At 65.9% G+C, this 22,012-nt stretch carries 20 protein-coding genes and 1 tRNA gene; 1 reads left to right on the top strand and 20 read right to left on the bottom strand.

Translation table 11 applies throughout. The annotated features are described in order from the left end of the window. Positions 1 to 6: 6 nt before the first annotated feature. The 19 genes from E6K79_08180 to E6K79_08090 form a co-directional block, all read right to left on the bottom strand. Complete coding sequence (locus E6K79_08180; GenBank protein TMQ64259.1) at positions 7 to 1,176, bottom strand: glycosyltransferase family 2 protein; 1,170 nt, start codon at positions 1,174 to 1,176, stop codon at positions 7 to 9. Beyond that, entirely contained in the window at positions 1,163 to 2,311 is a 1,149-nt protein-coding gene (locus E6K79_08175) for a GNAT family N-acetyltransferase (protein ID TMQ64246.1), read from the bottom strand. Before E6K79_08175 ends, E6K79_08180 begins: the two co-directional genes overlap by 14 nt. Next, positions 2,215 to 3,207, bottom strand: coding sequence for an NAD(+) synthase (gene nadE, locus E6K79_08170; GenBank protein ID TMQ64245.1), 993 nt, complete (start codon positions 3,205 to 3,207; stop codon positions 2,215 to 2,217). Before nadE ends, E6K79_08175 begins: the two co-directional genes overlap by 97 nt. Beyond that, entirely contained in the window at positions 3,204 to 4,775 is a 1,572-nt protein-coding gene (locus E6K79_08165; protein TMQ64244.1) for an acyl--CoA ligase, read from the bottom strand. The genes nadE and E6K79_08165 overlap by 4 nt, the downstream gene beginning before the upstream one ends. Next, the gene (locus tag E6K79_08160) at positions 4,765 to 5,031 is read right to left on the bottom strand and encodes an acyl carrier protein (GenBank protein TMQ64243.1); all 267 of its coding nucleotides are present in this window, start codon (positions 5,029 to 5,031) and stop codon (positions 4,765 to 4,767) included. Before E6K79_08160 ends, E6K79_08165 begins: the two co-directional genes overlap by 11 nt. Beyond that, complete coding sequence (asnB, locus tag E6K79_08155; protein ID TMQ64242.1) at positions 5,031 to 6,971, bottom strand: asparagine synthase (glutamine-hydrolyzing); 1,941 nt, start codon at positions 6,969 to 6,971, stop codon at positions 5,031 to 5,033. The genes E6K79_08160 and asnB overlap by 1 nt, the downstream gene beginning before the upstream one ends. Before the next feature lie 39 nt (positions 6,972 to 7,010). Continuing rightward, complete coding sequence (locus E6K79_08150; GenBank protein ID TMQ64241.1) at positions 7,011 to 7,964, bottom strand: SDR family oxidoreductase; 954 nt, start codon at positions 7,962 to 7,964, stop codon at positions 7,011 to 7,013. A gap of 7 nt (positions 7,965 to 7,971) precedes the next feature. Then, on the bottom strand, positions 7,972 to 9,300 hold the full coding sequence (locus tag E6K79_08145) for a nucleotide sugar dehydrogenase (GenBank protein ID TMQ64240.1): 1,329 nt from the start codon (positions 9,298 to 9,300) through the stop codon (positions 7,972 to 7,974). Positions 9,301 to 9,320: 20 nt separating this feature from the next. Beyond that, complete coding sequence (locus E6K79_08140; GenBank protein ID TMQ64239.1) at positions 9,321 to 10,412, bottom strand: CpsD/CapB family tyrosine-protein kinase; 1,092 nt, start codon at positions 10,410 to 10,412, stop codon at positions 9,321 to 9,323. Then, complete coding sequence (locus tag E6K79_08135; protein TMQ64238.1) at positions 10,094 to 11,734, bottom strand: hypothetical protein; 1,641 nt, start codon at positions 11,732 to 11,734, stop codon at positions 10,094 to 10,096. Before E6K79_08135 ends, E6K79_08140 begins: the two co-directional genes overlap by 319 nt. 9 nt (positions 11,735 to 11,743) lie before the next feature. Continuing rightward, the gene (locus tag E6K79_08130; protein ID TMQ64237.1) at positions 11,744 to 12,784 is read right to left on the bottom strand and encodes a hypothetical protein; all 1,041 of its coding nucleotides are present in this window, start codon (positions 12,782 to 12,784) and stop codon (positions 11,744 to 11,746) included. 31 nt (positions 12,785 to 12,815) lie between these two features. Further along, complete coding sequence (locus tag E6K79_08125; protein ID TMQ64258.1) at positions 12,816 to 13,865, bottom strand: UDP-N-acetylglucosamine 2-epimerase (non-hydrolyzing); 1,050 nt, start codon at positions 13,863 to 13,865, stop codon at positions 12,816 to 12,818. 41 nt (positions 13,866 to 13,906) lie between these two features. After that, positions 13,907 to 14,644 (bottom strand): DUF92 domain-containing protein, encoded by a 738-nt coding sequence (locus tag E6K79_08120; GenBank protein TMQ64236.1) that lies wholly within the window; start codon positions 14,642 to 14,644, stop codon positions 13,907 to 13,909. A gap of 1 nt (position 14,645) precedes the next feature. Continuing rightward, on the bottom strand, positions 14,646 to 15,311 hold the full coding sequence (locus tag E6K79_08115; GenBank protein ID TMQ64235.1) for a hypothetical protein: 666 nt from the start codon (positions 15,309 to 15,311) through the stop codon (positions 14,646 to 14,648). Positions 15,312 to 15,342: 31 nt separating this feature from the next. Further along, positions 15,343 to 16,452 carry a sensor domain-containing diguanylate cyclase gene (locus E6K79_08110; protein TMQ64234.1) on the bottom strand — a complete coding sequence of 370 codons (1,110 nt, stop codon included), beginning with the start codon at positions 16,450 to 16,452 and terminating at the stop codon, positions 15,343 to 15,345. Positions 16,453 to 16,517: 65 nt separating this feature from the next. Then, complete coding sequence (locus tag E6K79_08105; protein ID TMQ64233.1) at positions 16,518 to 16,721, bottom strand: hypothetical protein; 204 nt, start codon at positions 16,719 to 16,721, stop codon at positions 16,518 to 16,520. 50 nt (positions 16,722 to 16,771) lie between these two features. After that, positions 16,772 to 16,848: transfer RNA gene (locus tag E6K79_08100), tRNA-Arg, on the bottom strand. 57 nt (positions 16,849 to 16,905) lie between these two features. Next, positions 16,906 to 17,532 (bottom strand): carbonic anhydrase, encoded by a 627-nt coding sequence (locus tag E6K79_08095; protein TMQ64232.1) that lies wholly within the window; start codon positions 17,530 to 17,532, stop codon positions 16,906 to 16,908. A 21-nt stretch (positions 17,533 to 17,553) separates the two neighbouring features. Then, positions 17,554 to 19,923, bottom strand: coding sequence for a glycosyltransferase (locus E6K79_08090; protein ID TMQ64231.1), 2,370 nt, complete (start codon positions 19,921 to 19,923; stop codon positions 17,554 to 17,556). Here E6K79_08090 and E6K79_08085 point away from each other — a divergent pair. After that, positions 19,913 to 20,809 (top strand): class I SAM-dependent methyltransferase, encoded by an 897-nt coding sequence (locus E6K79_08085; GenBank protein TMQ64230.1) that lies wholly within the window; start codon positions 19,913 to 19,915, stop codon positions 20,807 to 20,809. The genes E6K79_08090 and E6K79_08085 overlap by 11 nt on opposite strands. On the opposite strand, the gene trpB is transcribed toward E6K79_08085, so the two are convergent. After that, complete coding sequence (trpB, locus tag E6K79_08080; GenBank protein ID TMQ64257.1) at positions 20,806 to 21,936, bottom strand: tryptophan synthase subunit beta; 1,131 nt, start codon at positions 21,934 to 21,936, stop codon at positions 20,806 to 20,808. The genes E6K79_08085 and trpB overlap by 4 nt on opposite strands. Positions 21,937 to 22,012: the final 76 nt, after the last annotated feature.

Below are 22,012 nucleotides of genomic sequence, written 5' to 3'. Positions count from 1 at the left end.
GGCGGCTCATCCTGTCCGCGGATTCCAGACAACGATCGTCTGCCCAGCCAGGAGCTTGAGCACGGCGTGGCAGGAGGCTGCCTGGATCAGAATGAAGTAGTACGGCAGCGAGAGAAGCCCGGGAACGGATCGGCGTCCGGAGAGAAGAAATCCAAGAGCCCCCGCCCCGTAGCCTGCGGCCTGAACCCAGAAAAGGAACCGGTAGAGCCCCGGCTGAACCGCCAGGATGCCACTGACGACGAGCAAGAGGAGAAGCGGCGCGAACGCTCCATACCGAAGCACCTTGTGCGAGAAGAGCTGCCATGAGAACACACCGAAGCGAAACGGGTTCAGGAGGTCGGGTTCATCCCGGAGCGCCCACAGCGCCCGGAGCGCGACCCGGACCCGCATACGGTACTCGTCCGCCGGCTTGGTGGTCGTTGCCTCGCGGAGCACCGCCGCGGGCTCATAGACTACACGGTAACCGGCGCGCGTAACATGCAGTGGCATAACGAAATCCGGGAGCTGATCCGGACGGAGCGGTTGGTACAGGCCCCGCCTCATGGCGTCCACCCCGCCATCCACCCCGACGATCGACCCGACCTTCGTCTCCCATTCCCGGAGCCGATTCTCGTAGCGCATGTAGGCCGAACAGCCCTCCCCGACGATCGAGCCGTCGGGGTGGGTGTAGACCATCTTTCCGGTGACGTATCCCACGGAGGGGTCCTCGAAGGCGCGGACAAGCTCCCGGAGGGCGGAGCGCTCGTAGATCGAATTCGCGTCCGAGAAGACGATGATCTCCCCCTTTGCGATCTCGAGCCCGAGGTTGAGCGCAGCCGACTTGCCGCCGCGCTCGTTCTGCCTGACGAGACGGACTCCCTGGTCCGCGAACTCACGGACGATCTCGTCGGTGCCGTCGTCGGACGCGTCCGAGATGACGATGATCTCCCGGCGATCCGCCGGGTAGTCGAGGGACAACTTGTTCTCGATCGTCGCCCGGATGCAGGACGCTTCATTGCGCGCGGCCGTCATGATGCTCACGAACGGCGTTCCAGTTCCGCGGCGCACGTCCCGAGGCCTCAAGCGGGAGAGCACGAGCAACGCCGCCGGATACCCGAGGAACGTGTAGAGGACGATTCCCGCGAGGACCCAGAAGAGGATCGTGAGGCTCCACCAGAGGGGGCTAGGGACAGTCATCATCGGATTGGAACAGCATCCAGGGGGCGGAGTTCATGAAGTCGGGATCGCCCGCGGCCACGCTCGGCCCCGGAAAGGCGTACACGTGGAGCGAATCGGGTCGCCTGAGGAAGGCGGCCCGCTTGAGGCAGAGCTGCTCCAGCATCTCGTTCTGAAGCCCCGTCCAGACCAGCGAGTGGGCTCCCCCGCCCCACGCCCAACCGGAGAACGCGGCGAGAAGCGCGGACCAGATCTCCGGGTCGGCCGGAGCCATCGCGTCCCGGACATCGACGGAGCCGCCTTGGCGCCGGTGGACCACATACCCCCGAAGGTCGGACGTTCCGCGGTCCCAGAGCCCGAAAACGCCGTGCGCCTCCCGCCCGACCGTCGGGTAGCGCCAGCGGAGATAGCTCGAATCGCGCTCGCCTAGCACCGGGTACGCGTCCGATACCTCGCCCCAGAGCGCGTCGAACCGATCGTCGAATCCGGCAAGCGGTCCGCTCGCGAGCTTCCGCTTGGACGGGCGGGCGGCCTGAAGATCCCGTGCTCGCAGGAACTGATCGACGATGAACCCGAAGGGGCGCCGCCAGAGCGCCGTCCCGCGGTGCCGGGCAAAGTAGGGCGCCGTGCGGAGGATCTTCACGTAGCGTGCGCGGGGTCCCACCCTCCGATAGCCGATCCGCTTCATGACCGGCTCCGCGAGCGCGTTGGGAAACCCGTACATGAACTCGATGCCGCGCTCCCAGGCGCCCTGCACGGCCGCGCGCTCGAGCTGGAGCGCGGGGCCCGCCTGTCGATGCCCTTCGTGGACCTGAAGGTCTCCGGCGATCCCGGCGCGCACGGAGCGGCCACGGACGCGGAAGAGCCGCGGAAAGATCGTGGCGAGTCCCACGTCCCGGCGGGAGCCTTCATCGTGAAGGATCCAGACGATCGCGGGCCCCGCGGGATTGTCCCGATAGATCCATTGGAATTTCGACTCGAACGATTCGCGATCGGCGTCGCCCACGTCCGGACTCGACGTCGACCGAATGGACGGAATAGGCCATGGGTGGGGGCCCTTCAGACCCCGACCTCTGGCATATCCTCGATCAGGAGAGGTTTCGAGTGGAGGTACCGTGTCGCCCGCCGCTTCGCTTCGATGTCGCGGTAGACCCATTCGACCTGTGGCTCAGTCAAATCGGCGACCGCGGCCACGTCGGCAGCGGGAATCCTGTGGTTCCATCCGTAGAGACAGAGGTCCAGCTGCCCGTGCGGGAGCGAGAAGTAGAACTCGTCCTGCGATTGAGGGAGTGAATAGGTATCCGTCGTGGGGGGGCGGCTCCGGACGTCCGCGGGGATGCCGACATATTCCGCGAGCTGATAGACCTGAGTCTTGTACAGATGAGCGATCGGCTTGAAGTCGGCAGCGCCGTCGCCGTTCTTGACGAAGAAGCCCTGGTCGTACTCGAGGCGGTTCGGCGTTCCGGCCACGGCGTAGTGCTTCCGATCGGCGTGGTAATACTCGAGCATTTTCCGCGTCCGTTGCTTGAAGTTCGTCGCCGCGACGATTCCCAGGTAGGCCTCCCCGGTGAGGCGGACGCGGATCTCCTTCCCCCGCGGATCCTCGGCCACCAGCCAATTGACCGCGTAGCCGCGCCGCTCCGAGAGGCCGGGCAGGACAATCTTGCTCTTGTACCCGGCCCCGTATTCGGGGAGGACCGAGCGAATCGCGTCGTCCCGCCGCTGGTAGCAGCCGGCGGCCTCGAGCACACCCGAGATATCCTCGAGGACGCTCTCGATTCCCAGGGACTTCGCGACCGACCGGCCCAGGCCGGTGGTCTCGCCCGAGCTATCGGCCTCCGGCATGAAGATGCCCAGGACGCGGTCGGGTCCCAGCGCTCGGGCGCATAGGGCGGCCACGACGCTACTGTCGATTCCTCCCGAGAGCCCGACGACCGCGCCGCGGAGACGAAGCTTCTGAGTCACTTGGTCTCGAATGGCGGCTTCGATCTCGGAGCACGAACGGGCGGCATCGAGCTCCAGAGCCTTATGGGAGAACTTGGGAGGGCTCATGAGGGCACCTCCCCGGCCGCCTGGAGGCGTAGCTCACGCTTGTTGACCTTTCCGTTGGGCGTGTGCGGAAGCGATTCGCGGAACTCCACGAGCTTCGGAATCATGAACGTCTCGAGGCGCCCCGCGCAGTGTCTCAGCACGTCCTGGGCGGAGACCTTGGCGCCCGCGCGAACGACCACGATCGCCTTGACGGCTTCCCCGAGGACCGGATCCGGCATGCCGACGACCGCAGCCTCCGCCACGCCCGGCAGCGAGGCGATGACCGTCTCGACTTCCTTCGGGCTGACCTTTTCGCCCCTCGTCTTGATGATGTCGTCTTTGCGGCTGACGAAATAGAGGCAGCCCTCCGCGTCCATGGTGAAGAGGTCGCCCGTATGGAGAACTCGCTCGCCCGGCAGCGGGCCGGGTCGAAGGGCACGCGCCGTCTCCTCGTCGCGTTCCCAGTATCCCCGCATCACATGCGGTCCGCGCACCACGAGCTCCCCCACCACCCCGGGGCCGACGCGCTCGGACGACTCGTTCACGATGTAGACCTCCGTGTTGGGAATCGCGATGCCGACCGAGCCCGGCTTCTTCTCCAGAAGGTGTGGGGGCAGATAACAGACGCGCGTGCACTCCGTCTGGCCGTACATGGAGTAGAGCTTGGTACTCGGGAAAAGATCCCGGATCGCGCGGATGTGCGCGGGAGGCAGAGCGGCGGCCGCGTTCGTTATATACCGAAGCCGCGGAAACTGTCCCGGTTTCAGTCCCTTCATCTGAAGCATCAGGGCCGCCATCGTGGGGATGATCGGAAAGCCGGTGACCTGCTCCTGGGCGAGCATCTCCATGATGCGGGCGGGATAGGCGAAGGTGCGCTCGAGGACGAGCGTGCCCCCGCTCCGGATCGTAACCAGAAGCTGGTAGAGCCCATACCCGAAGGAAAGGGGCAATACCGACAGGATGATGTCGCTGCTTGAATTCTCGAGATATTGGATGATGGAGGCCGAGACGTTGACGACGTTCGAGTGCGCCATCATCACACCCTTCGGGAATCCCGTGGAGCCGGAGGTGTAGATGATCATTGCGAGGTCGGCGTCGTTCGACGAGGCCGGCGGCGACGGTGCCAAGGCGGGCCCGTCGGGCCGCGTCACCTCGTTCCACTCGAGGCCCCGAGCTCCTGCGAGCGGCGATTCCTTCCCTCCTCCGACCAAGCTGGTCCACCGAAGCGACGGCGTGGCTGCGGTCATCCCCACGATCACCGATTCCAACCGGGCGTGGCTGATCAGCCCGACGGCGCGGCAATCGTTCAGGATGAACGCGAGCGCGTCGCTCTTGGTTGTCGCGTTGATGATCAGGAACACGGCCCCCGTCTTGAGGGCGGCGAACAGTCCGATGGCGGCCTCGACGGAGTTATCGAGGAAGATGGCGACCAGGTCACCCCGCTGGACGCCCGCCGAGATCAGGGCGCTCGCGAGCGAGTCGCTTCTCCGGTCCAGCTCGCGGTACGTGTGCCGCGTCCCCTGCGCGATGAGCGCGACCTTGTCGGGCGCGCGTTGAGCGGATTCTCGCAGGAATTCTTCAACCCGCATTCGGAGCGGCACTCCTCTTTCGGTCGATGAATTGGGTGAGCCGGGCGATCGAATCGAAATTCTCGGGGACGATCTCCTCGTCGCCAATGGAGAGCCCGAACGATTCCTCGACGAAGGCGACAAGCTCTAGAATTCCGGTCGAGTCGACGATGCCCCGCTCGGAGAAGGAGTCGTCCGGAGAGAGGGGCGCGTTCCGGTCGCCGAACAAGAAATTCTCCAGAATGAACTCCCTCAGAACCTCCGCGGCACCGGCCACTATGCTCCCTCCTCGTTCTGGAAGAATTGCTTGTGCCACAGCTGTGTCGTCACGGCGCCGATCAAAGCCATGTTGTCGCGGACTCCCAGGCTGGGTTGGCGGGCGCCCTTCTCCATCAACCCTCGGATCGAATTGGGCTGGAAGAGACCGGAGCCCGAGAGCGCCAACGGGGAGAGCGCCGCGCGCGTGAGCTCACCGGCGGCACCCTCTTGGAACAGGGCGTCCTGGTCCGGGGCCCGGTACGGTTGCTTCGCGCGGTCGACGATGGCTTCGGGGAGGATCTCCCGCACCCCTTCCCGGAGGACGTGCTTTTCCCGAAGACCGCGGATCTTGAGGTTCGGCGGGATGGTCGCGGCAAACTCGACAACACGGTGGTCCAGGAACGGATATCGTCCCTCGACCGCGTGCGCCATGGCCATGCGATCGCCCTGCGACGAGAGGAGGTACCCGGGCAACAGGAACGCGGCCTCCAGGTACTGCGCCTGCGACAGCGGATGCCAGGCGCTGAACTCGGCTGGCAGCTGGTCGCGGAGATCCGCGATCGCGTCGTACCCCGCCACCCTCTCGCGGATCGCGGGCCCGTAGAGCATCCGTAGCGGCGCGGAAACCCGCCAACGGGGCCGGTGCGAATAGAACGGATCGCCCGTGTCCTCGAGTCCCTGTCCGAAAAAGGCCCTCAGGTAGCCCGACGTTCGCTGGAGGTCGGAGAGGTAGGGGTAGAGCCTTTCCAAGAGCCGCGGCCGCCACGTCGACTGGGGATAGCGCGCCCAGAAGCGCCGGACCTTCGCCTCCTTGAAGATGTCGTAGCCGGCAAGGATCTCGTCCGCCCCCTCCCCGGTGAGCACCACCTTGATCCCCGCTTCGTGGACCCCCTTGGCCAGAAGCATCATCGGCACCGGGGCCGAGCGCAGGAGGGGCCGCTCCGCGTGATAGACGGCGCGCGGCAGTGCCTCGCCGATCGACTTCCCGCTGCAGCGGAATGCCCGGTGTCGCGTCCCGAGCCGCTTTACCACCGAGGACTGGAACGAGGCCTCGTCGAAGGCCGCTGCTTCGAACTCGATCGAGAACGTGTTGAATCCGCCCCCTAGCTGCTTGTGGCAGAGGGCGGAGATGACGGACGAATCAAGCCCTCCGCTCAAATACGACGCGACGGGAACATCGGCCCGGAGGCGGATACGGACCGCGTCCGAGAGGAGCGACATGAGCTCCTCCGCGTACTCTCGCGAGGACCGTCCCCCCGTGCCGTTCGCCTCCCCCGCCGCAGGGTAGCGAAGCGACCAGTAGCGCCGCGGCGTCTGGCTTTCGCTTGTGATCGTGAGCGTCGTGCCCGGGGGCAGCTCCTCGATTCCCTCGAATCCGGTCCGCGGCGCGATCGGAAACCAGAACGTGAAGATCTGATCGAGCGCGATCGGGTCGACCCGACGTGGAAGCGTCGGATCGGTCAGGAGCGCTTTGATCTCCGAGGCGAACCGGATGCCGCCGCCGTGCCATGTGTAGAAGAGCGGGCGCACCCCGAGGCGATCCCGCGCCAGCAGGAGGGAGCGCGTTCGCGTATCCCAGAGAGCGAAGGCGAACTGGCCGTTGAACGAAGAGACGCAATCCGCGCCGCGCTCCTCGTAGAGGTTGAGAATGACCTCGGTGTCCGAGGTGGTCCTGAACCGATGCCCCCGCGCGACGAGCTCCGCCCGGAGCTCGACGTAATTGAATATCTCGCCGTTGAAGACGATCCAGGTGGTTCCGTCCACGTTGCTCATCGGCTGCTGGCCGGAGTTGAGATCGATGATGCTCAGGCGGTCGTGGCCCAGCCCTAGATCGCCATCGAGGAACACGCCGTCGTCGTCGGGGCCACGGTGAGCGATCGAGGCCACCATCGCCCGTAATGACGACGGGGCGACCGGCTCGCGTGAGTCCCGGTTCCAGATCCCGGCTATGCCGCACATTCTGGGGATACCCTCAGGAGGCCGCGCCGGCTGCGGGCGTCACGCGCCGCCACTCCGGTAGTACTCCACGGTGCGAGTCAAGCCGTCCCGGAAATTCACCGCGGGCGCATAGCCGAGGAGTCGGGTCGCCCTCGAGACGTCGGCAAAGGAGTCTCGGACGTCCCCGGCACGGGGCGGTCGAAACTCGGGATCGGCCTTCACGCCGAGGATCGAGCCCAGCTGCTCGAGGAGCTGCAGGAGCGAGTTCTGCTCTCCCGCCGCGATATTGATCGACTGCCCGCCCGCTTCGGGCCGGGTGCACGCGTCCAGATTCGCCTGCACCACGTTGTCGATGAACGTGAAGTCGCGAGTCTGGCCGCCGTCCCCGAACACGATGGGGCGCTCCTTCCTGAGGAGCGCCGTGACGAACCGGGGAATGACCGCGGCGTACTCGGACTTGGGGTCCTGACGCGGGCCGAATACGTTGAAGTACCGCAAGCAGACGGTGGAGAGGCCCAAGCTCTTCTGGTACACCGAGGCGAAGTGCTCGCCCGCGAGCTTGCTGGCCGCGTAGGGGGACAACGGATGCGGCACCATGTCCTCATGCTTCGGGAGGGTCGGCGTGTCGCCGTAGACCGATGAGGAGCTCGCAAGGACCACGCGGCGCACCCCCCGCTCTCGCGCCGCGACGAGCAGGTTCACGAGGCCCCCCACGTTCACCTCGGTGCTCTCCACCGGGTTTCGAATCGACCGCTCCACCGAGGCGAGAGCTGCCTCGTGGAGCACGTACTCGACGCCCTCGCACGCTTGCTGGCATGTGGGAAGGGACCGCAGGTCGCCCTCGAGCCACTCGAACTTCCCTTTGGGGCCCTCCTCGCGAATCGCGTCGAGATTCGACTTCCTCCCGGTGGACAGGTTGTCGAGAACGCGGACGTGGTGCCCCAGCTTCAGGAGCCGCGCCGCGATGTGGGATCCGATGAATCCGGCTCCGCCGGTCACAAGGTAGAGTGCCATTGCTCTCCTAGAGTCGGACCAATCCCGAGCGTTTCCGGCCGGCGAGCGCGTTTCGGCAATCGACGATCGTGCGGGCGTGGCAAGCCACCACGGCGAAGTCGAACGCGCGATGGCGCGTGACGATCACTGTGCAGTCGGCGCCGCGCAAGACCGAAGGGCTCAGGCGGCGCGCCGGCCGCTTCTCTCCGTCGACGCGAATGTACGGCACGTGCGGGTCCGCGAACTCGACGTGGGCCCCTTCCTTCTCGAGGATCTCGATGAGGTCCAGGGCCGGCGATTCCCTCACGTCGTCGATGTCCGCCTTGTAAGCAACCCCAAGGATCAGGATCTTGGAGCCGCGAATCGACTTCTTCTTTTGATTCAAAGCCGTGGCGACCAGTCCGGCGACGTGGTGCGGCATGTGGCTGTTGACGTGCCCCGCCAGCTCGATGAATCGGGCTTCAAAGCCGCTTTGCTTCGCCTTCCACGAGAGGTAAAACGGGTCGATCGGGATGCAATGGCCGCCCAGCCCCGGCCCCGGGTAGAACGGCATGAATCCAAATGGCTTCGTCGCTGCCGCGTCGATGACTTCCCAGACGTCGATCTTCATCTTGTCGCACATGAGCGCGATCTCGTTCACGAGCCCGATGTTCACGCTCCGATAGGTGTTCTCGAGAAGCTTCACCATTTCCGCCACGCGGGTCGAGCCCACGGGGACGACGCGGTCGAGCACCGAGGAGTAAAGCTCGGAAGCGGCCCGCGTGCAGCCCGGGGTGACGCCACCGATCACCTTGGGGATGTTCCGCGTGTTGTGCCGCGGGTTGCCGGGATCGACCCGCTCGGGAGAGAACGCGAGGAAAAAGTCCCGTCCCGCGCGGAGTCCACGCGCCTCGAGCATCGGGCGCACCAGCTCGTCGGTCGTTCCCGGGTAGGTCGTGCTTTCGAGCACGACCAACTGTCCCGGACGAAGCCGCTGCGCGATCTCGCCGACGGCCGCCGCGATGTACGAGACGTCCGGGTCCCTCGTCTTTCGGAGCGGGGTCGGGACGCAGATATCGATCGCGTCCATCTGCCGCAGCGAGTCGAAGCTCAGCGTCGCCTTCAGCATCCCGCTCCGGACGAGCTGCCCGAGCTCCTTCGTCGGCACGTCCTGAATGTACGAACGCCCCGAATTCAAGATCCCGACGCGCTTCGCGTCGATCTCGAATCCCGTGACGCGAAATCCGGCGCGCGCGAATTCCACGGCGAGGGGCAGTCCCACATATCCGAGTCCGATGATCCCGATGCGGGCGGAGCGGTTCTCCACCCGGCGGAAGAACCGTGCCTCCCAGCTTCCCGTCTTACCCTTCTTGACCATGGATCTCCTCAGGAACGGGTCTAGCGTCGCGGCGCGGGCGAACCGGCGGACCTGGCCGCGGGCGGGTGCGTCTTCGAGTGGCGCACCGATGCCGGTCTGTAGCCGTAATAGCGGTAGTCGTGGTAATAGGGCAGCTCTTCGGCCGCGTTGTTGAGGATCACACCGGCGACCTTGGATGCCATCGGAGTCAAGATTTGATGCAGCCGCCGCGCCAAGGATGCGGGCGTTCGCCCGGCCATCGCCACGATCAGCAGCGCGTCGACGTGCTCGGCCATCAAGATCGGCTCCACGGCCGGTACCGCCGGGGCCGCATCGATGAAGATGAGATCAAAGGCGGTCCGGTATTTATCGAGGAGGGTACGGAACGCTCCGTCCTCGTAGGCGCCCGCGATCGGCCCCCGAGCGATCCCGCTCGGGAGCGCGAAGAGCATCGGGAGCGGCGTCGCGCGCGGAGCGATGATCTCTGAATCCGGCGCCCGAAGCGCCTCGAAGAGTCCCGGGTGTTGCGTCAACCCCAGGAGCCGGTGAAGCGTCGGCCGGTGCATGTCGCCGTCGATGATGAGGGTCCTTTTGTGGAAAATGCGGGCTGCGACCAGGGCCAGCATCGAGGCAATCGTGCTCTTCCCTTCCCCGCCACAGGCACTCGTCACAAGATAGACGCGCCGCTCGCCGTCCTTTCGGCTGCGGCTCAGGATTTGAAGAATTCGGCGCGCCTCGGTGACGTGAGGCGCGTCGATATCCAGGTCTTGAAAGAGGGTCCGCGGACGGTTTCTGGACACGCGCGGAGGTCGGCTTACCGCTGCTGACCCGACGTTGTCACGCGGGCGGAGCGGTTCGTGTGCATGGCAATCTGGGTGACGTAGAGGACGGTTGTCGCCACGACGACCAGCATGATGGCCATCATCGGCCAGTTGTTCATCAGGAAGGAGCCGGGACGTGGCCACCCCTCGACCCGAGGAATGGCTCCGATCACAGGCGCGCTGAACTCCCGTTCGGCGTCTTCGATGCTGCGAAGCGTCGCGCCAAACCGCTCGATCCCCAAGACGAGGCCCACGGAAAGCAGCACCCCCAGCAGAAGGGCCGTGCCCATGATCTTGTTGCGGTCCGGAAATGCGGCCGACAGCGGAAGCTGCGCGGGCTCGGCGACGCTGATCTGGAGCCCGAGCTGGCTGTTCTCCAGCGCCTCGGAAATGTTGGAGGAGGACTCTTCCTTTCGGAGAGCCAGCAAAAGCTCCCGATTCGACGTCACCTCGGCCTGGAGCCGCTGCAGCTCGATCTGCTGCGACGGCGACTCGACGAGGCTGTGAGTGTAGGCGTCAACCATTCGCTGCACGCGATCCCTCTTTTCGCGGAGCGAGTGCAGGATGGCCCGATCGAGCGCCGCCCCCGCCGCGGCATTCCGGGCTTCGTCGGAGATGTCGCCCGGGATGGCAAGCGAGAGGGACTGACATTCCTGGAAGAGGAGCTGCCGGACCTGACCGATCTGGGACTTGAGAGAAATGACCCCTCCGGGATGCGCCTCTTCTCGCAGGGCCCCCAGGGCGTAATTGATCTCAAGCTGCGTCAGCCGTACGTCCAGGTTCGTCAGCGTCTGGCTCGAGAGCGGTGTCGAGGTATCGAACGACTCCCCGCGGCTCACCGATTCGGCCCGACCGGATTGGAGCCGCGCGCGAATCTGCTCGATCTCCTCGTCGCTATCCCGGATCAACGATTTGGCCCGATCGACGTTGTCCGCGGTCACCTCGTTGCTCGAGATGCCCTTTCCGATCAGCGATTTCTGAAAGGCCTCGAGAGTCGCTTCCGACTTATGCAGGCGCTCCTCGTAAACGGCGCTCTGCTCCGAGCTGAAATCGATTCTCGCCTGCGCCCGCTGCTCCGAGGCACGCTGATTCTCCTCGAGGAGGAGAGTCGCGATGGTCGAAGCGACGTTCAGAGCGGATCGTGGGCTTGATCCGCTCGCCGTGAGACGCACGAGCGGGCCTTCCAGGGGCGTCAATTTGATGCGTCCGGCCAATGACATCACAGCCGAGCGGAGGGCGTACTCCTGGGGGGTGATGTCCCCGAGCCGTGCCGCGGCCACGGTCGCCTCCTGGATCAGGACGGGATCGCGCGTGATGCCGAGCCGGGTGGCGACTTCGTTCAGGAACGGCCGGCTGTTGATGCGGTTTTCCAGAAGGTTCATTCGATCCTTGAGGAGATCGCCCCCCTGACTCGTCTTGACCAACGGCTCGAGGGCCTCGGATACCTTGACGCGGTCTCCCAGAGAAATGATCACGTGCGAGTCGTATCGGGACGGCGTCATCTTGACGTAGAGAAAGGCGGCGCACCCGACGGCGAGAATCGGGAATGCGATCACCCACCGGTAGTGAACGGCCTTCCAGAAAATGGCTCTGAGGTCGATTTGACGCGGGGAGGATTGTTCCAAGCTTTCCATCAGGACTGCCTACCTACGGGTCAAGACGACGATGGATGTGACGAGGGCCGCCAACGGAGCAAGCACCGCAAGCACGGTGGTCGCCTTGGAAGAGGCCCTCATCCGGGGCAAATAGACGGTGTCCCCTGTTTGCAGCGCCGGGTTTCCCGAGAGGTCGCCGCGGCCCAAATAGTTTCTCATGTCGATTTTGAGGCTCAAGACGCCCAACCCGCTCCTGCGCACGATCTCGACATTCCTGAGATTCGCGTCGGGCGATGGGCCGCCGGCGCGGATGAGCGCCGTCACAAGGTCCGGAGCGTAAGGGTGCGCTCCAGGCGTCATGATCGCTCCAAAGATATAGACGACGTTCGAATCGACGGCCCCTTGGCCGCTGGTCCTTGGAATTCGGACCGTGTCGCCTGGACGAAGCCGCTCGAGCTTGTCCAGCCTCCCAGCCTGCATGGCCGCCGCGACGTCGATGGCACGGGACGCGCGACCGGATTTCGGGTCCGCGGGGATGATCTCGACCGCGGTCAGGATCGCATCCTGGGTGGCCCCTCCCGCCTCCGCGATCGCGTCCCAGACGTTCGGCATCTCCGAGAAGCTGTACCCACCTGGTCGGACGACCCCGCCCAGCACGTAGATTTTCCCGGTCCGATATTCCGCCAGCGAGGCCGTGACTCTCAGGATGTCCCGGTCAATCAACGAGTAACGGCGCGACAGGTCCGATGTGAGGTCGCTGACCGTACGGCTCCCCGCGCTCACCGTTCCCACCATCGGGAGCGTAATCATCCCATTGTTGTCCACGGTGTACAGGCCCGAGAGATCTTGCCGGCCCGCGACATCGACACGGATGATGTCGCCGCGCTCGATCTTCTTATTTGCGTTGTTCGCGTTGCCCGCAGGGGCCTCCTGGGCGAGGGTCGGGGAGACGCTAATCCCGATCCAAACGGCCGCCACGAGTCCGATCCAAAGGCCGCGGAGCAAGATGGAAGCCATTCCCCCAACGCCGCCGTTGTCCAGCGTGTAGGACACGGGGATCACGTTGCTCCTATTGAACATACCTGGCATCGAATGAGTCTATCAACACCCCTCCACCCTGTCAAGGGCACCCGAGAAACTCACCGAGCTCGGCCGCGATGCGTTGGCCGGCGTGACCGTCCCACAATGCTGGAAAACGAGGGCTTGGCGGGCCCCCTTGGAGCAACTCCTCAGCGGCGGACACGATCGCTGCTGGGTCAGCCCCGAGGATTTTGTTGGTCCCTTCCGAGACCGTCACCGGTCGCTCCGTATTTTCGCGGAGCGTCAAACAAGGTACCCCGAGAGCCGTGGTTTCTTCCTGGACGCCGCCGCTGTCCGTCAAAACGAAACGGGCCGCCGTCATGAGGCTGAGGAAATCGAGGTACCCCACGGGGCGGGTCAGGGTGAGCGCGACGCCCGGCCGGATATCCCCTCGGCGAATTCGCTCCAGCGTTCGGGGATGCGCCGGAAATAGAATCGGGATGCGTCGGGAAAGTTCATCCAGCGCGTGAAGGATTGCCCGAAGATTATTGGAATTATCTACGTTGCTCGGTCGATGCAGGGTCACGAGCGCGTAACCACGCTCGGAAAGACCGAAGCGCTCCCAGGTCCGCTTCCCACGGGCCGCCGGCTCGTTCCGTCTGAGTGTGTCGATCATCGGGTTGCCGACCAACCGCACCCGTGAGGCCGGAATGCCCTCGGCGGCCAGGTTGGTGACCGCGTCCTCGGAGGTCGCGAAGAGGAGATCAGAGACCGCATCGGTCACCAGCCGGTTGATCTCCTCCGGCATACTCCGATCCCAGCTTCGAAGGCCCGCCTCCACGTGCGCCAGGGGGATACCGCGTTTCACGGCGACGAGGCCGCACGCCATCGTGGAGTTGACGTCGCCCACCACGACCACGGCGCTCGTGCTCCGACCTTCGAGGAGCGCGTCGAAGGCGCTCATGATCTGCCCGGTCTGGCGCCCGTGGGTGCCGCTGCCGATCTCGAGATTTTGATCCGGCTCCGGGAGGCCGAGCTCGTCAAAGAAGACACGGGACATCTCCGCGTCGTAATGCTGGCCCGTGTGAACGAGGAAGGGTTGGATCTCGGGGTTGGGCCGGAGCGACTCTAGGATTGGCGCCATCTTCATGAAATTCGGCCGAGCCCCCACGACGCAGACGATCTCCTTGGTCACGCTCTTCCCCAACCCGACGAACCCGCCCAGTAGCCGATCGCGGAGGCGACCGCCGACACCATGACGTTCCTTCCGAAGTGTCGGAGCGGCCGGCCCAGCGGCGTCGCGGCGATCACGCTCTCGAGCAACGCCGCGCTGAACCCCGCGGCGGCGACGATGCCCGGTCCCGAGGATCCGCCGATGAGCCCCGAGAGGGCCGAGGCCCAGGCCACGGCAGCGGCCGCCACCGCCGAGGCGATCAAGCCGGTCATGCTGATTCCCCCCGGCGTCCCGTGTGGCAGACGCCTGAAACGTCCATCGCGGAGCGCGAACGCGAAGCCGCCTCCCAGAGGCCCGATCTCCGTCCCGCTCGTATCCGCGAACGCGCCCGCCAACGCGGCGGCGAAAGCGAACGAAAGTGGGGGACCACGGTGCCCTAGGATCCCGGCGATCCCGAGGAGAGCCGGAATGCCGAGCTTCGCCGCGACGTGCCATCCGCCGCGCCTCCCTTCATTCGCCTCGGCGGCGCCGGCAGCTTGCTTCGTCGGGCGGCCGAGGCGCGTGAGGGCGCCCGCCCCGAGAACAAACACAGCGAGCGGGAGGAGCGCGCCTGGGCCCAGGCCAAGGATGCAGAGGTACGCGACGACCAGCCCCGCGCCCGCGCCCGCCCGGGTCCCCTGCCCCGTGACCCGAACGACCACGGCACCGGCCGTTGCCAGCGCGAGCGCGACGACGGTTGCGCCCGTGATCAGCATCTCAAGCGAGGAGGTTGTAAGCGGCGGCGACGGTGAGCGGGATCGTCACGTTGTCCCATCCGGACGGCGTGAGCGCCTCGGCCGCCGCCCCCGCGAGGCCGCATCCGATCCCCATGCGCCAGGGGAACGCCTCTCCCCCGCCTCCCGACGCCACAAGCCCGATCCCGATTCCGGCCACCAGGAAGAACGCGGCCGACCCTTCGACGGTACGGCCGTGCCCAAACCCTTGGAAGCGCCGTTGACCGAATCGGGAGCCGACGACCGCAGCGATCGGATCCGCGAAGGCGAGCGCCGCGAGACCTGCCAGAATCGCTCTTCGACCGCTCTCCTCCCAGAAGAGGAGGTAGGTGACGAGCACCCCGAGCGGGAACGTCCATAGCCCGCGTGCCTCCGCGGGCGTCTCAGCCATCGTCGGCATGAGGCTCTTGGCCTTCCCCGACGCGTTCAGCGCGCCGAACAGAACGGGAGGGACCACCGCCCAGCCGAGATGCTGGAAAAAGGGGGTGACGAGGAGGGTCCACGCCCCCACCGCGGCGTGGAGCACCTTTCGGAGGGAGGGCGGGGAAATGCGGCCCGTGGTGATGATCGCGCGCGCGCCAAAGACAAGAGATCCGACGGCGAGAAGCGAGAGGAGAACTAGCGCGGGGTCGTGAAGCGTTGCGGGCACGGGCAGACCTTAGCGGGGCCCGCGTGGTGAGTCAAAACGATTCCCCGTCCCCCTCCTCGGGGCTGTTCGAACCCTCCATCTTGGCGCGGGCCGTGCCTGCGGGGATCTCTGGCGCGGCCGCGACCTGGTTCTTGCCGGCCTGCTTCGCGGAATAAAGGCCGAGGTCGGCTGCTTCCAAAAGCTCCCCCGCGGTAAAGCCGTTCTCGGGGTAGGTCGCGACGCCGAGGCTGACCGTGATCACGCCGGGGAGCACGAGGGGAAACGCGGTCGACTCGACCGACTGCTTCACCCGCTCGGCGAGCACGTGGGCGCCGTCCCGCAGCGTCTGCGGAAGGATGACGACAAACTCGTCCCCGCCGTACTTGGCCACCAGGTCGATCGAGCGCGCCTCCCGCACCAGGATCTGGGCGACCTGGCGGAGCACCTCGCTCCCCCGCAGATGCCCGTTCTGGTCGTTGTAGCGTTTCAGATTGTCCACGTCGATCATCAGCACGGAGAACCGCTGACTGAATCGGGCCGCGCGCTTCACTTCGCGCCGGAGCGCCATTTTCAGGAATCGGTAGTTGTAGACCTGGGTCAAGTCGTCGGTCACCGCCAGCTGTTCCGCGCGCCGATAGAGCTTCCCGTTCTCGATCGCGATCGCGGTCTGGTTCGCGAGGAGCGAGAGAACGCGAAGATGGCGCATATCGAACGGCGTCGACTGGACCCGGTTCACCGCCACCAGCACGCCGAGGACCGCGTCCCTTACCTTGAGGGGCGCGGCCAGGACCGCCGACGTCCGCAGGCCCGGTAGGGAGTCGACGCTCGGGTGGTACCGCGGATCCGTGCCGACGTCCGGCACGTGCACCGGCTGGCCCTCGAGGAGCACCCAGCGCGAGATTCCGGCGTGATTCGGCAGCTCGTAGCGCTCGAGGTTGTGGAGCTGACCATCCGGGGAGACGCGGCGCGCGAACTTCCGAATCCGACCGCCGTCCACCGTGATGAGGAAGACCGCCTGGGCGTGGAGCATCTGGAGCGCGCAGCTCAAGACCGACTCGAAGATGGTCTCCTGCGCCCTCCCGCCATTGATCAGGCTGGTAATTTCCTGGAGGGTGGCAAAGAACAGCTCGTTGCCTGCAAGGTCATCCGTTGCAGGTTGCATGATTTTCCGGGACTGGGACTCCACGGCGCGGAGTTAAATGCAATCTCCGTGCCCCGATTTGCGCGCTATTCGTCCTGGAGGAAAAGGAAGAGCTGACGGCGGAAGCGATACAGGGCGAAGAGGAATACGCCGGCGATCGCCGCGGGGATATACCAGTAGGCCTTCCAGCCCCCAGGGAGGGTGGAAGCGGACCGTACGAAGACGAACAGGAGAAGAAGATCAGCCACCACGACCGCGCCGCTGATCAGCATTGTGGCGAGGCGCGCCATACGCCGCTCGGTCCAGCGGAACGAACTCGGGGAATCGGCCATGTTTGAGTTGGTGCGCCCGAAGGGATTCGAACCCCTGGCCTTCTGCTCCGGAGGCAGACGCTCTATCCAGCTGAGCTACGGGCGCAAGAACGGATCATTCTACAGAGTCGAGCCCGGTCTGGAAAGGCCCGGGAGCCGCGCCCTAGTCCCCCGGCGCGCCGTCGAAGAAGTCGACGATCCCGGTGTCCAGTGAATACTCCGCCCCCACCACCACGAATCCGTCGTTCCGAACGAGGTGGTCGAGAATCTCGGAACCGTGGCGGAGCTGGCTCGCGGACCGGCGGATGTTGGCCCGAACGGCCTCCTCCACCAGAGCGTCGTGCTCGTGGCGCAGGTGGGTCGCGAGCAGCGGCTCCACGGACGGCCGGATGCGGTCGACGATCGACTGCAGATTTCGCGATTGGGCTTCGCGAGGGCGCATCAGCTCCTCGAGCGTCGCCTGAATGGCGCCGCACTTCGAGTGGCCCAGAACCACCGACAGCAGCGTGCCGAACCGCTCCGCGGCGAACTCGACGCTCCCGACCTGCGAAGGCGCGACGATATTGCCGGCGACCCGGATCACGAAGAGCTCGCCGAGTCCTTGATCGAAGACCATCTCGGCCGGCACTCGCGAGTCGGAGCACCCGAGAATGATCGCGAAGGGCTCTTGGCCCGCGGCGAGCTCGCGCCGGCGCGCCGGCGTCGCGACCTCGCGCGCGCTGCCGGCTTCGGACGCGAATCGGCGGTTCCCTTCGCGGAGACGCTTGAGCGCTTCGGGCGCGGAGATCACACGCGCGGCAGGGCCATCCTGCTACGCCCCCCACCAGTAGACCTCGGAGGGAATCGTCAGGTGCAGATCGTTGATCCTGGGACCACCCTCGACGAGGGAAACGATCATGACGTCCGGGTTCGTCTTTCGCAGTTCCTTCTCGGCGGCCTCCACGTAAGCGGGATCGTAGGTCTCGACCGCGTACACGTCCATGCCGAGCCCGCGCATCTCCAGCGCGGACTTCACACCGGAGATCGAAGCCCGTCCGATGGTGGTGCCCGGAACATCGACAAGGCCCGACATGAGCTCCGCGACGTGGATCCAGCTCCCAAAGACCACGACTGTCCGGCCGTGCGCCTGCTCCATGAGGCGGGCGTAGAACGGAAACGCGGCTCGGATCTGCGCCTTGTCCCTCTCCGTGCGCTCGAGGACGTTGTAGGTGACCATCGCGCGATCCGGATAGGTCCTCCCATCCACGGCCATCAGCGCCCATGGGAGCACGAGGTTCCCGGCCAGGATGACGGGAAGCGCCACATTCCAGCGCGTGATCCGCCGGCTGGAGATGCCGGCCGCGATCAGGCACGCGAGCCCGAGCGCCGCGACGTAGAAATGCCTCGGCGGGCTTGGGTTTCCGAGGTAGATGGCGATGGTCGGCAGAACGCCGGCCAAGCCCAGAAGGAGGAGCCCGAATTTCCGTCTGCGGGCCGCGTCGAACGCGATCCACGCGCCGCCGGCCAGGAGCGGCAAGCCCACCTCGGAAAGTAAGTGGACCGTGCCCCACCTTGCCTGCGCGGGATGAAGCGCGCTGAGCAGAACGGGGACCTTGCTTGCGAACGACTTGCCGTGGGGTACAAGGAGATTCCGGACCACGAGCCACGCGGTCACCGCCGCGGCGAAGGTGCCGCCCGAGATCGCCAATCTCCGCCAGACGCGCTCACGTCCCAGAGCCGCCACGCCGAGCATCAACACCGCGAAGACGGCGACCTGCTCGAATCGAATCATGAGCGCGACGGATTGGATCGCCGCAGCTGCCGCGATCCGGGCCCATCCGAGACGGCTCTGGGAGAGGCCGAAGAGCGGTCGCAGGAGGACCCAGGAGAGAAGGAAGACCAGCAGCGCCACCGAGAACGGGTGTCCATACGAAACGGTGAAGAGGTAGAGGGGACCGACGAGAAACAGCAGCACGGCCAGGCGGGCGCGGGCCGGGTCGCGCATGGCCGGAGTGAGCACGATCGCGAGCAGGAATGGGGTCGCGAGCCCTGACAGGCCCCCGGCCACATTCATGATCCCGAGCACGTTCGCCGCCGATGGAATCCAGGACACGGTGAACAAGTGGAAGAGGTAGTAGAAGAGAAACTGAAGGCCCGGGTCATAGCAAAGCGGGTTGATCACGTCCCCTGTTTGGGCGCCGCGCACAACGCCGGCGGCCATCATGAACGTGTCGTGCTCGCCCGACCCCGATCTGAAGAAGAGGCGGAGCGACGCGACGGCCCATACAAGAACGACCGCGAGCACGAACGGTGTTGTCAGCACAGGGCCCGATTTCGCGGGGGCATCCCCAGGGGTCGGTTGGCTCGAGCCCGGAGACGATGCGGATTCCTCCCGTATGCCTTCGGCCTCGTCCAGTGCCTGCATGTACCATCGTCGGATCCGCCACAGGTCGCGAACGACCCGGAAGATCTCGAACGGGCCGATCTTTGAGCCTTTTACATCCTGCCATGCCTGGAGCGGCAGCTCGGCGACGCACTCTTTGGACGGAAGACCCCCCGAACGCGCGCGCTCCTCCGAGAGCCTGGCGAGGATCTCCACGTCGAACACCCATCGCGACAGGAATGGAGATCCGAAGATGTGGACCAGGGTCGGGGTGACCCGGAAGAGCTTGGCGCCGCACTGCGTGTCGTACGTCGGGAGGTCCAGGATCCACGACACGATCGTCGCGAAGCATCGGCCCGCGTAGTGGCGCAGCTTATTGCGCTCGATGGCACGGCCCAGCATCAGCACGCGCGAGCCCAGCACCATCTCCAGCTCGCGGCGCGCCACGAACTGGGCGAGGAAGCTGGGGACCGCGTCGAGCGGCGTCGCGAGATCGGCGTCCCAGAAGCCGATGAAGTCGGCCGGCTTGGCGAGCGCGGCGAGGAAGCCTTGGCGGACCGCCTCGGCTTTCCCCACGTTTCGCGGCAGCTGCAACAGCCAGGCGCGAGCCGGAAACTTCTCGCAGAAGGCGAGGATGACGGCGGCCGTCTGGTCACGGCTCCCGTCGTCCACGAAGATCACGTCCACATCAGGGACGGCCGCGAAGAACGCCGCGAACTCATCCACGCGCAGGCGCTGCTCCTCGTTGTAGCACGGGACGACGAGGATCGCGCGGGATCGGGCGGGGCTTTCTACCGCTGGGCCGGGAATGGTCTGCATCGTCGGGGACGGACTTTACCACGCGTTCCAGCGGTTCGCCCGCCGTTTTCACTCTGTACAACGCCCGGAACGTCCAGCACCATGCCCCACTATGTCCGAAGGTCCTGCTCGCCGCGATTTCTCCCTGGAAGAGCTATGGAACGTTACTCGTGAGACGGGCGACGGCTCCTTCTTCACGAACGACAGCAGGGACTACGAGCTCCGCTACTCAGAGCGGCACTATCGCCGGCTGCAGGAGATCTTCCGGCTCGTGGCAATGGCTTGCCCGACTCAGGGCGACCTGCTCGACATCGGGACAACGCAGTTCACGTTTCTGCTGAAGAAGCTGACGCCGCACAGGATCTTCACGATCGATTACACCTCCGGGTTCCGGCAGCGGTGCGCCGACCATGACATCGGCTTCGAGACCCACGACATCACCTCTCCGGCGCTGCCCTTCGGCGGGCAGCGATTCGACGTGATCGTGTTCACGGAGGTATTCGAGCATTTGCTGGCGAATCCGGTGCGGATCTTCTCGAAGCTGAAGAGCATGCTCACCGACGGGGGCTCGCTTGTCTTTGGAACTCCCAATCTCGCGTCTCTTCAAAAGCGCATCCTCCTCCTGTTGAATCGGCCCATCCTGGATTGGCCGACCTGGGAGGTGGGCGATGAGGATATTCACGGTCACGGGCACAATCGGATCTACGTGCTGCGGGAATTGACGGCGTTCATGGAGAGGGCGGGGCTTTTGGTGACGAGCTCGGCCTATTCCCTCTCCATGGACTTTACCGAGCCCGAAGCCGGGATGGCCCTCAACGCCGCGAAGCTATTGCTCCTTGGGCCGAAGCTTGTGGTGCCGTCCTTCCGCTGGGGAATTCACATGGTCGCCCGGAACGCGAGGCACTAGCGCCGCCGCGACCGGGCCTCCGCGACGACTCCAAGGTCCTTGTCGCCGCGGCCCGAGAGGTTGATCACCAGAAGCGCCTGCCGGTCGATCTTGCCCCGCCTCCCCTCCCGCGCGACGTACGCGACCGCGTGGGCCGATTCCAGCGCGGGGAGGATCCCTTCCCTACGAGCGAGGAGATCGAACGCGTCCAGAGCCTCGTCATCGGTGACCGAGTCGTACCGCACCCTGCCCGCGGCGGCGAGCGCGGCGTGCTCGGGACCCACGGCTGGATAATCCAGCCCTGCCGAGATCGAGTGGGTCTCCCTCACCTGCCCGGCCGAATCCTGAAGCACGAGCGAGCGGGTTCCATGCAGCACGCCGGTGGCGGGCTCGGCGAATCGCGCGGCGTGGCGTCGCGACGCGATCCCCTCTCCACCCGCTTCGACACCCACCATCGCGACGCTCTCGTCCCCCAGGAACGGGTGGAAGAGCCCGATCGAGTTGCTCCCGCCCCCGACGCAGGCGACGAGTAGATCGGGCAGCCGCTTCTCACGCTCCACGATCTGAGCGCGGGCCTCGCGTCCGATCACGGTCTGGAAATCACGCACCATGGTCGGGTAGGGATGCGGGCCGAGGACGGAGCCCAGAAGATAGTGCGTGGTGCGGACGCTGGCCGACCAGTCCCGCATCGCCTCGTTGATCGCGTCCTTGAGGGTGCGGCTCCCCGAGCCGACGGCCCGCACCTCGGCGCCCAGCAGCTTCATCCGCTCGACGTTGGGCCGCTGGCGCTCCATGTCGACCTCGCCCATGTACACGACGCACTCGAGGCCGTAGCGCGCGCACACGGTCGCGGTCGCGACACCGTGCTGCCCCGCGCCCGTTTCCGCGATCACGCGGGACTTCCCCATCCGGCGCGCGAGCAGCGCTTGGCCGATCGCGTTGTTGATCTTGTGGGCGCCCGTATGGAGGAGATCTTCCCGCTTCAGGTAGACGCGCGAGAGACCCGACGCCTCCGCGAAGCGTGGGGCAGGCTGGAGGGGTGTCGGCCTGCCGGCGAAGTCGCGGAGCTCGCGCTCCAGCTCGGTCCCGAACGCCGGATCGCGATGGGCCGCCTCGTAGGCGGCGGCCAGCTCGAGCACCGGCGTCATCAGCGTTTCCGGGACGTAGACGCCGCCGAACTCGCCAAAGCGCCCCGGCGTAGGCGCGACGCTCTGCTTCACGGCG

It is taken from the genome of Candidatus Eisenbacteria bacterium (assembly GCA_005893305.1).
In the GTDB taxonomy this organism is placed as follows: domain Bacteria; phylum Eisenbacteria; class RBG-16-71-46; order SZUA-252; family SZUA-252; genus WS-9.
This window is presented reverse-complemented; position numbering and strand designations above follow the sequence as displayed.

What these genes read in the sequence shown, in the direction of transcription:
- E6K79_08180 (TMQ64259.1), bottom strand. Translation starts at nt 1,176, where the DNA reads ATGACTGTCCCTAGCCCCCTCTGGTGGAGCCTCACGATCCTCTTCTGG.
- E6K79_08175 (TMQ64246.1), bottom strand. Translation starts at nt 2,311, where the DNA reads ATGGGTCTACCGCGACATCGAAGCGAAGCGGCGGGCGACACGGTACCT.
- nadE (TMQ64245.1), bottom strand. Translation starts at nt 3,207, where the DNA reads ATGAGCCCTCCCAAGTTCTCCCATAAGGCTCTGGAGCTCGATGCCGCC.
- E6K79_08165 (TMQ64244.1), bottom strand. Translation starts at nt 4,775, where the DNA reads ATGCGGGTTGAAGAATTCCTGCGAGAATCCGCTCAACGCGCGCCCGAC.
- asnB (TMQ64242.1), bottom strand. Translation starts at nt 6,971, where the DNA reads ATGTGCGGCATAGCCGGGATCTGGAACCGGGACTCACGCGAGCCGGTC.
- E6K79_08150 (TMQ64241.1), bottom strand. Translation starts at nt 7,964, where the DNA reads ATGGCACTCTACCTTGTGACCGGCGGAGCCGGATTCATCGGATCCCAC.
- E6K79_08145 (TMQ64240.1), bottom strand. Translation starts at nt 9,300, where the DNA reads ATGGTCAAGAAGGGTAAGACGGGAAGCTGGGAGGCACGGTTCTTCCGC.
- E6K79_08135 (TMQ64238.1), bottom strand. Translation starts at nt 11,734, where the DNA reads ATGGAAAGCTTGGAACAATCCTCCCCGCGTCAAATCGACCTCAGAGCC.
- E6K79_08130 (TMQ64237.1), bottom strand. Translation starts at nt 12,784, where the DNA reads ATGCCAGGTATGTTCAATAGGAGCAACGTGATCCCCGTGTCCTACACG.
- E6K79_08125 (TMQ64258.1), bottom strand. Translation starts at nt 13,865, where the DNA reads ATGAAGATGGCGCCAATCCTAGAGTCGCTCCGGCCCAACCCCGAGATC.
- E6K79_08120 (TMQ64236.1), bottom strand. Translation starts at nt 14,644, where the DNA reads ATGCTGATCACGGGCGCAACCGTCGTCGCGCTCGCGCTGGCAACGGCC.
- E6K79_08110 (TMQ64234.1), bottom strand. Translation starts at nt 16,452, where the DNA reads ATGCAACCTGCAACGGATGACCTTGCAGGCAACGAGCTGTTCTTTGCC.
- E6K79_08105 (TMQ64233.1), bottom strand. Translation starts at nt 16,721, where the DNA reads ATGGCGCGCCTCGCCACAATGCTGATCAGCGGCGCGGTCGTGGTGGCT.
- E6K79_08085 (TMQ64230.1), top strand. Translation starts at nt 19,913, where the DNA reads ATGGTCTGCATCGTCGGGGACGGACTTTACCACGCGTTCCAGCGGTTC.
- E6K79_08090 (TMQ64231.1), bottom strand. Translation starts at nt 19,923, where the DNA reads ATGCAGACCATTCCCGGCCCAGCGGTAGAAAGCCCCGCCCGATCCCGC.
- trpB (TMQ64257.1), bottom strand. Translation starts at nt 21,936, where the DNA reads ATGACGCCGGTGCTCGAGCTGGCCGCCGCCTACGAGGCGGCCCATCGC.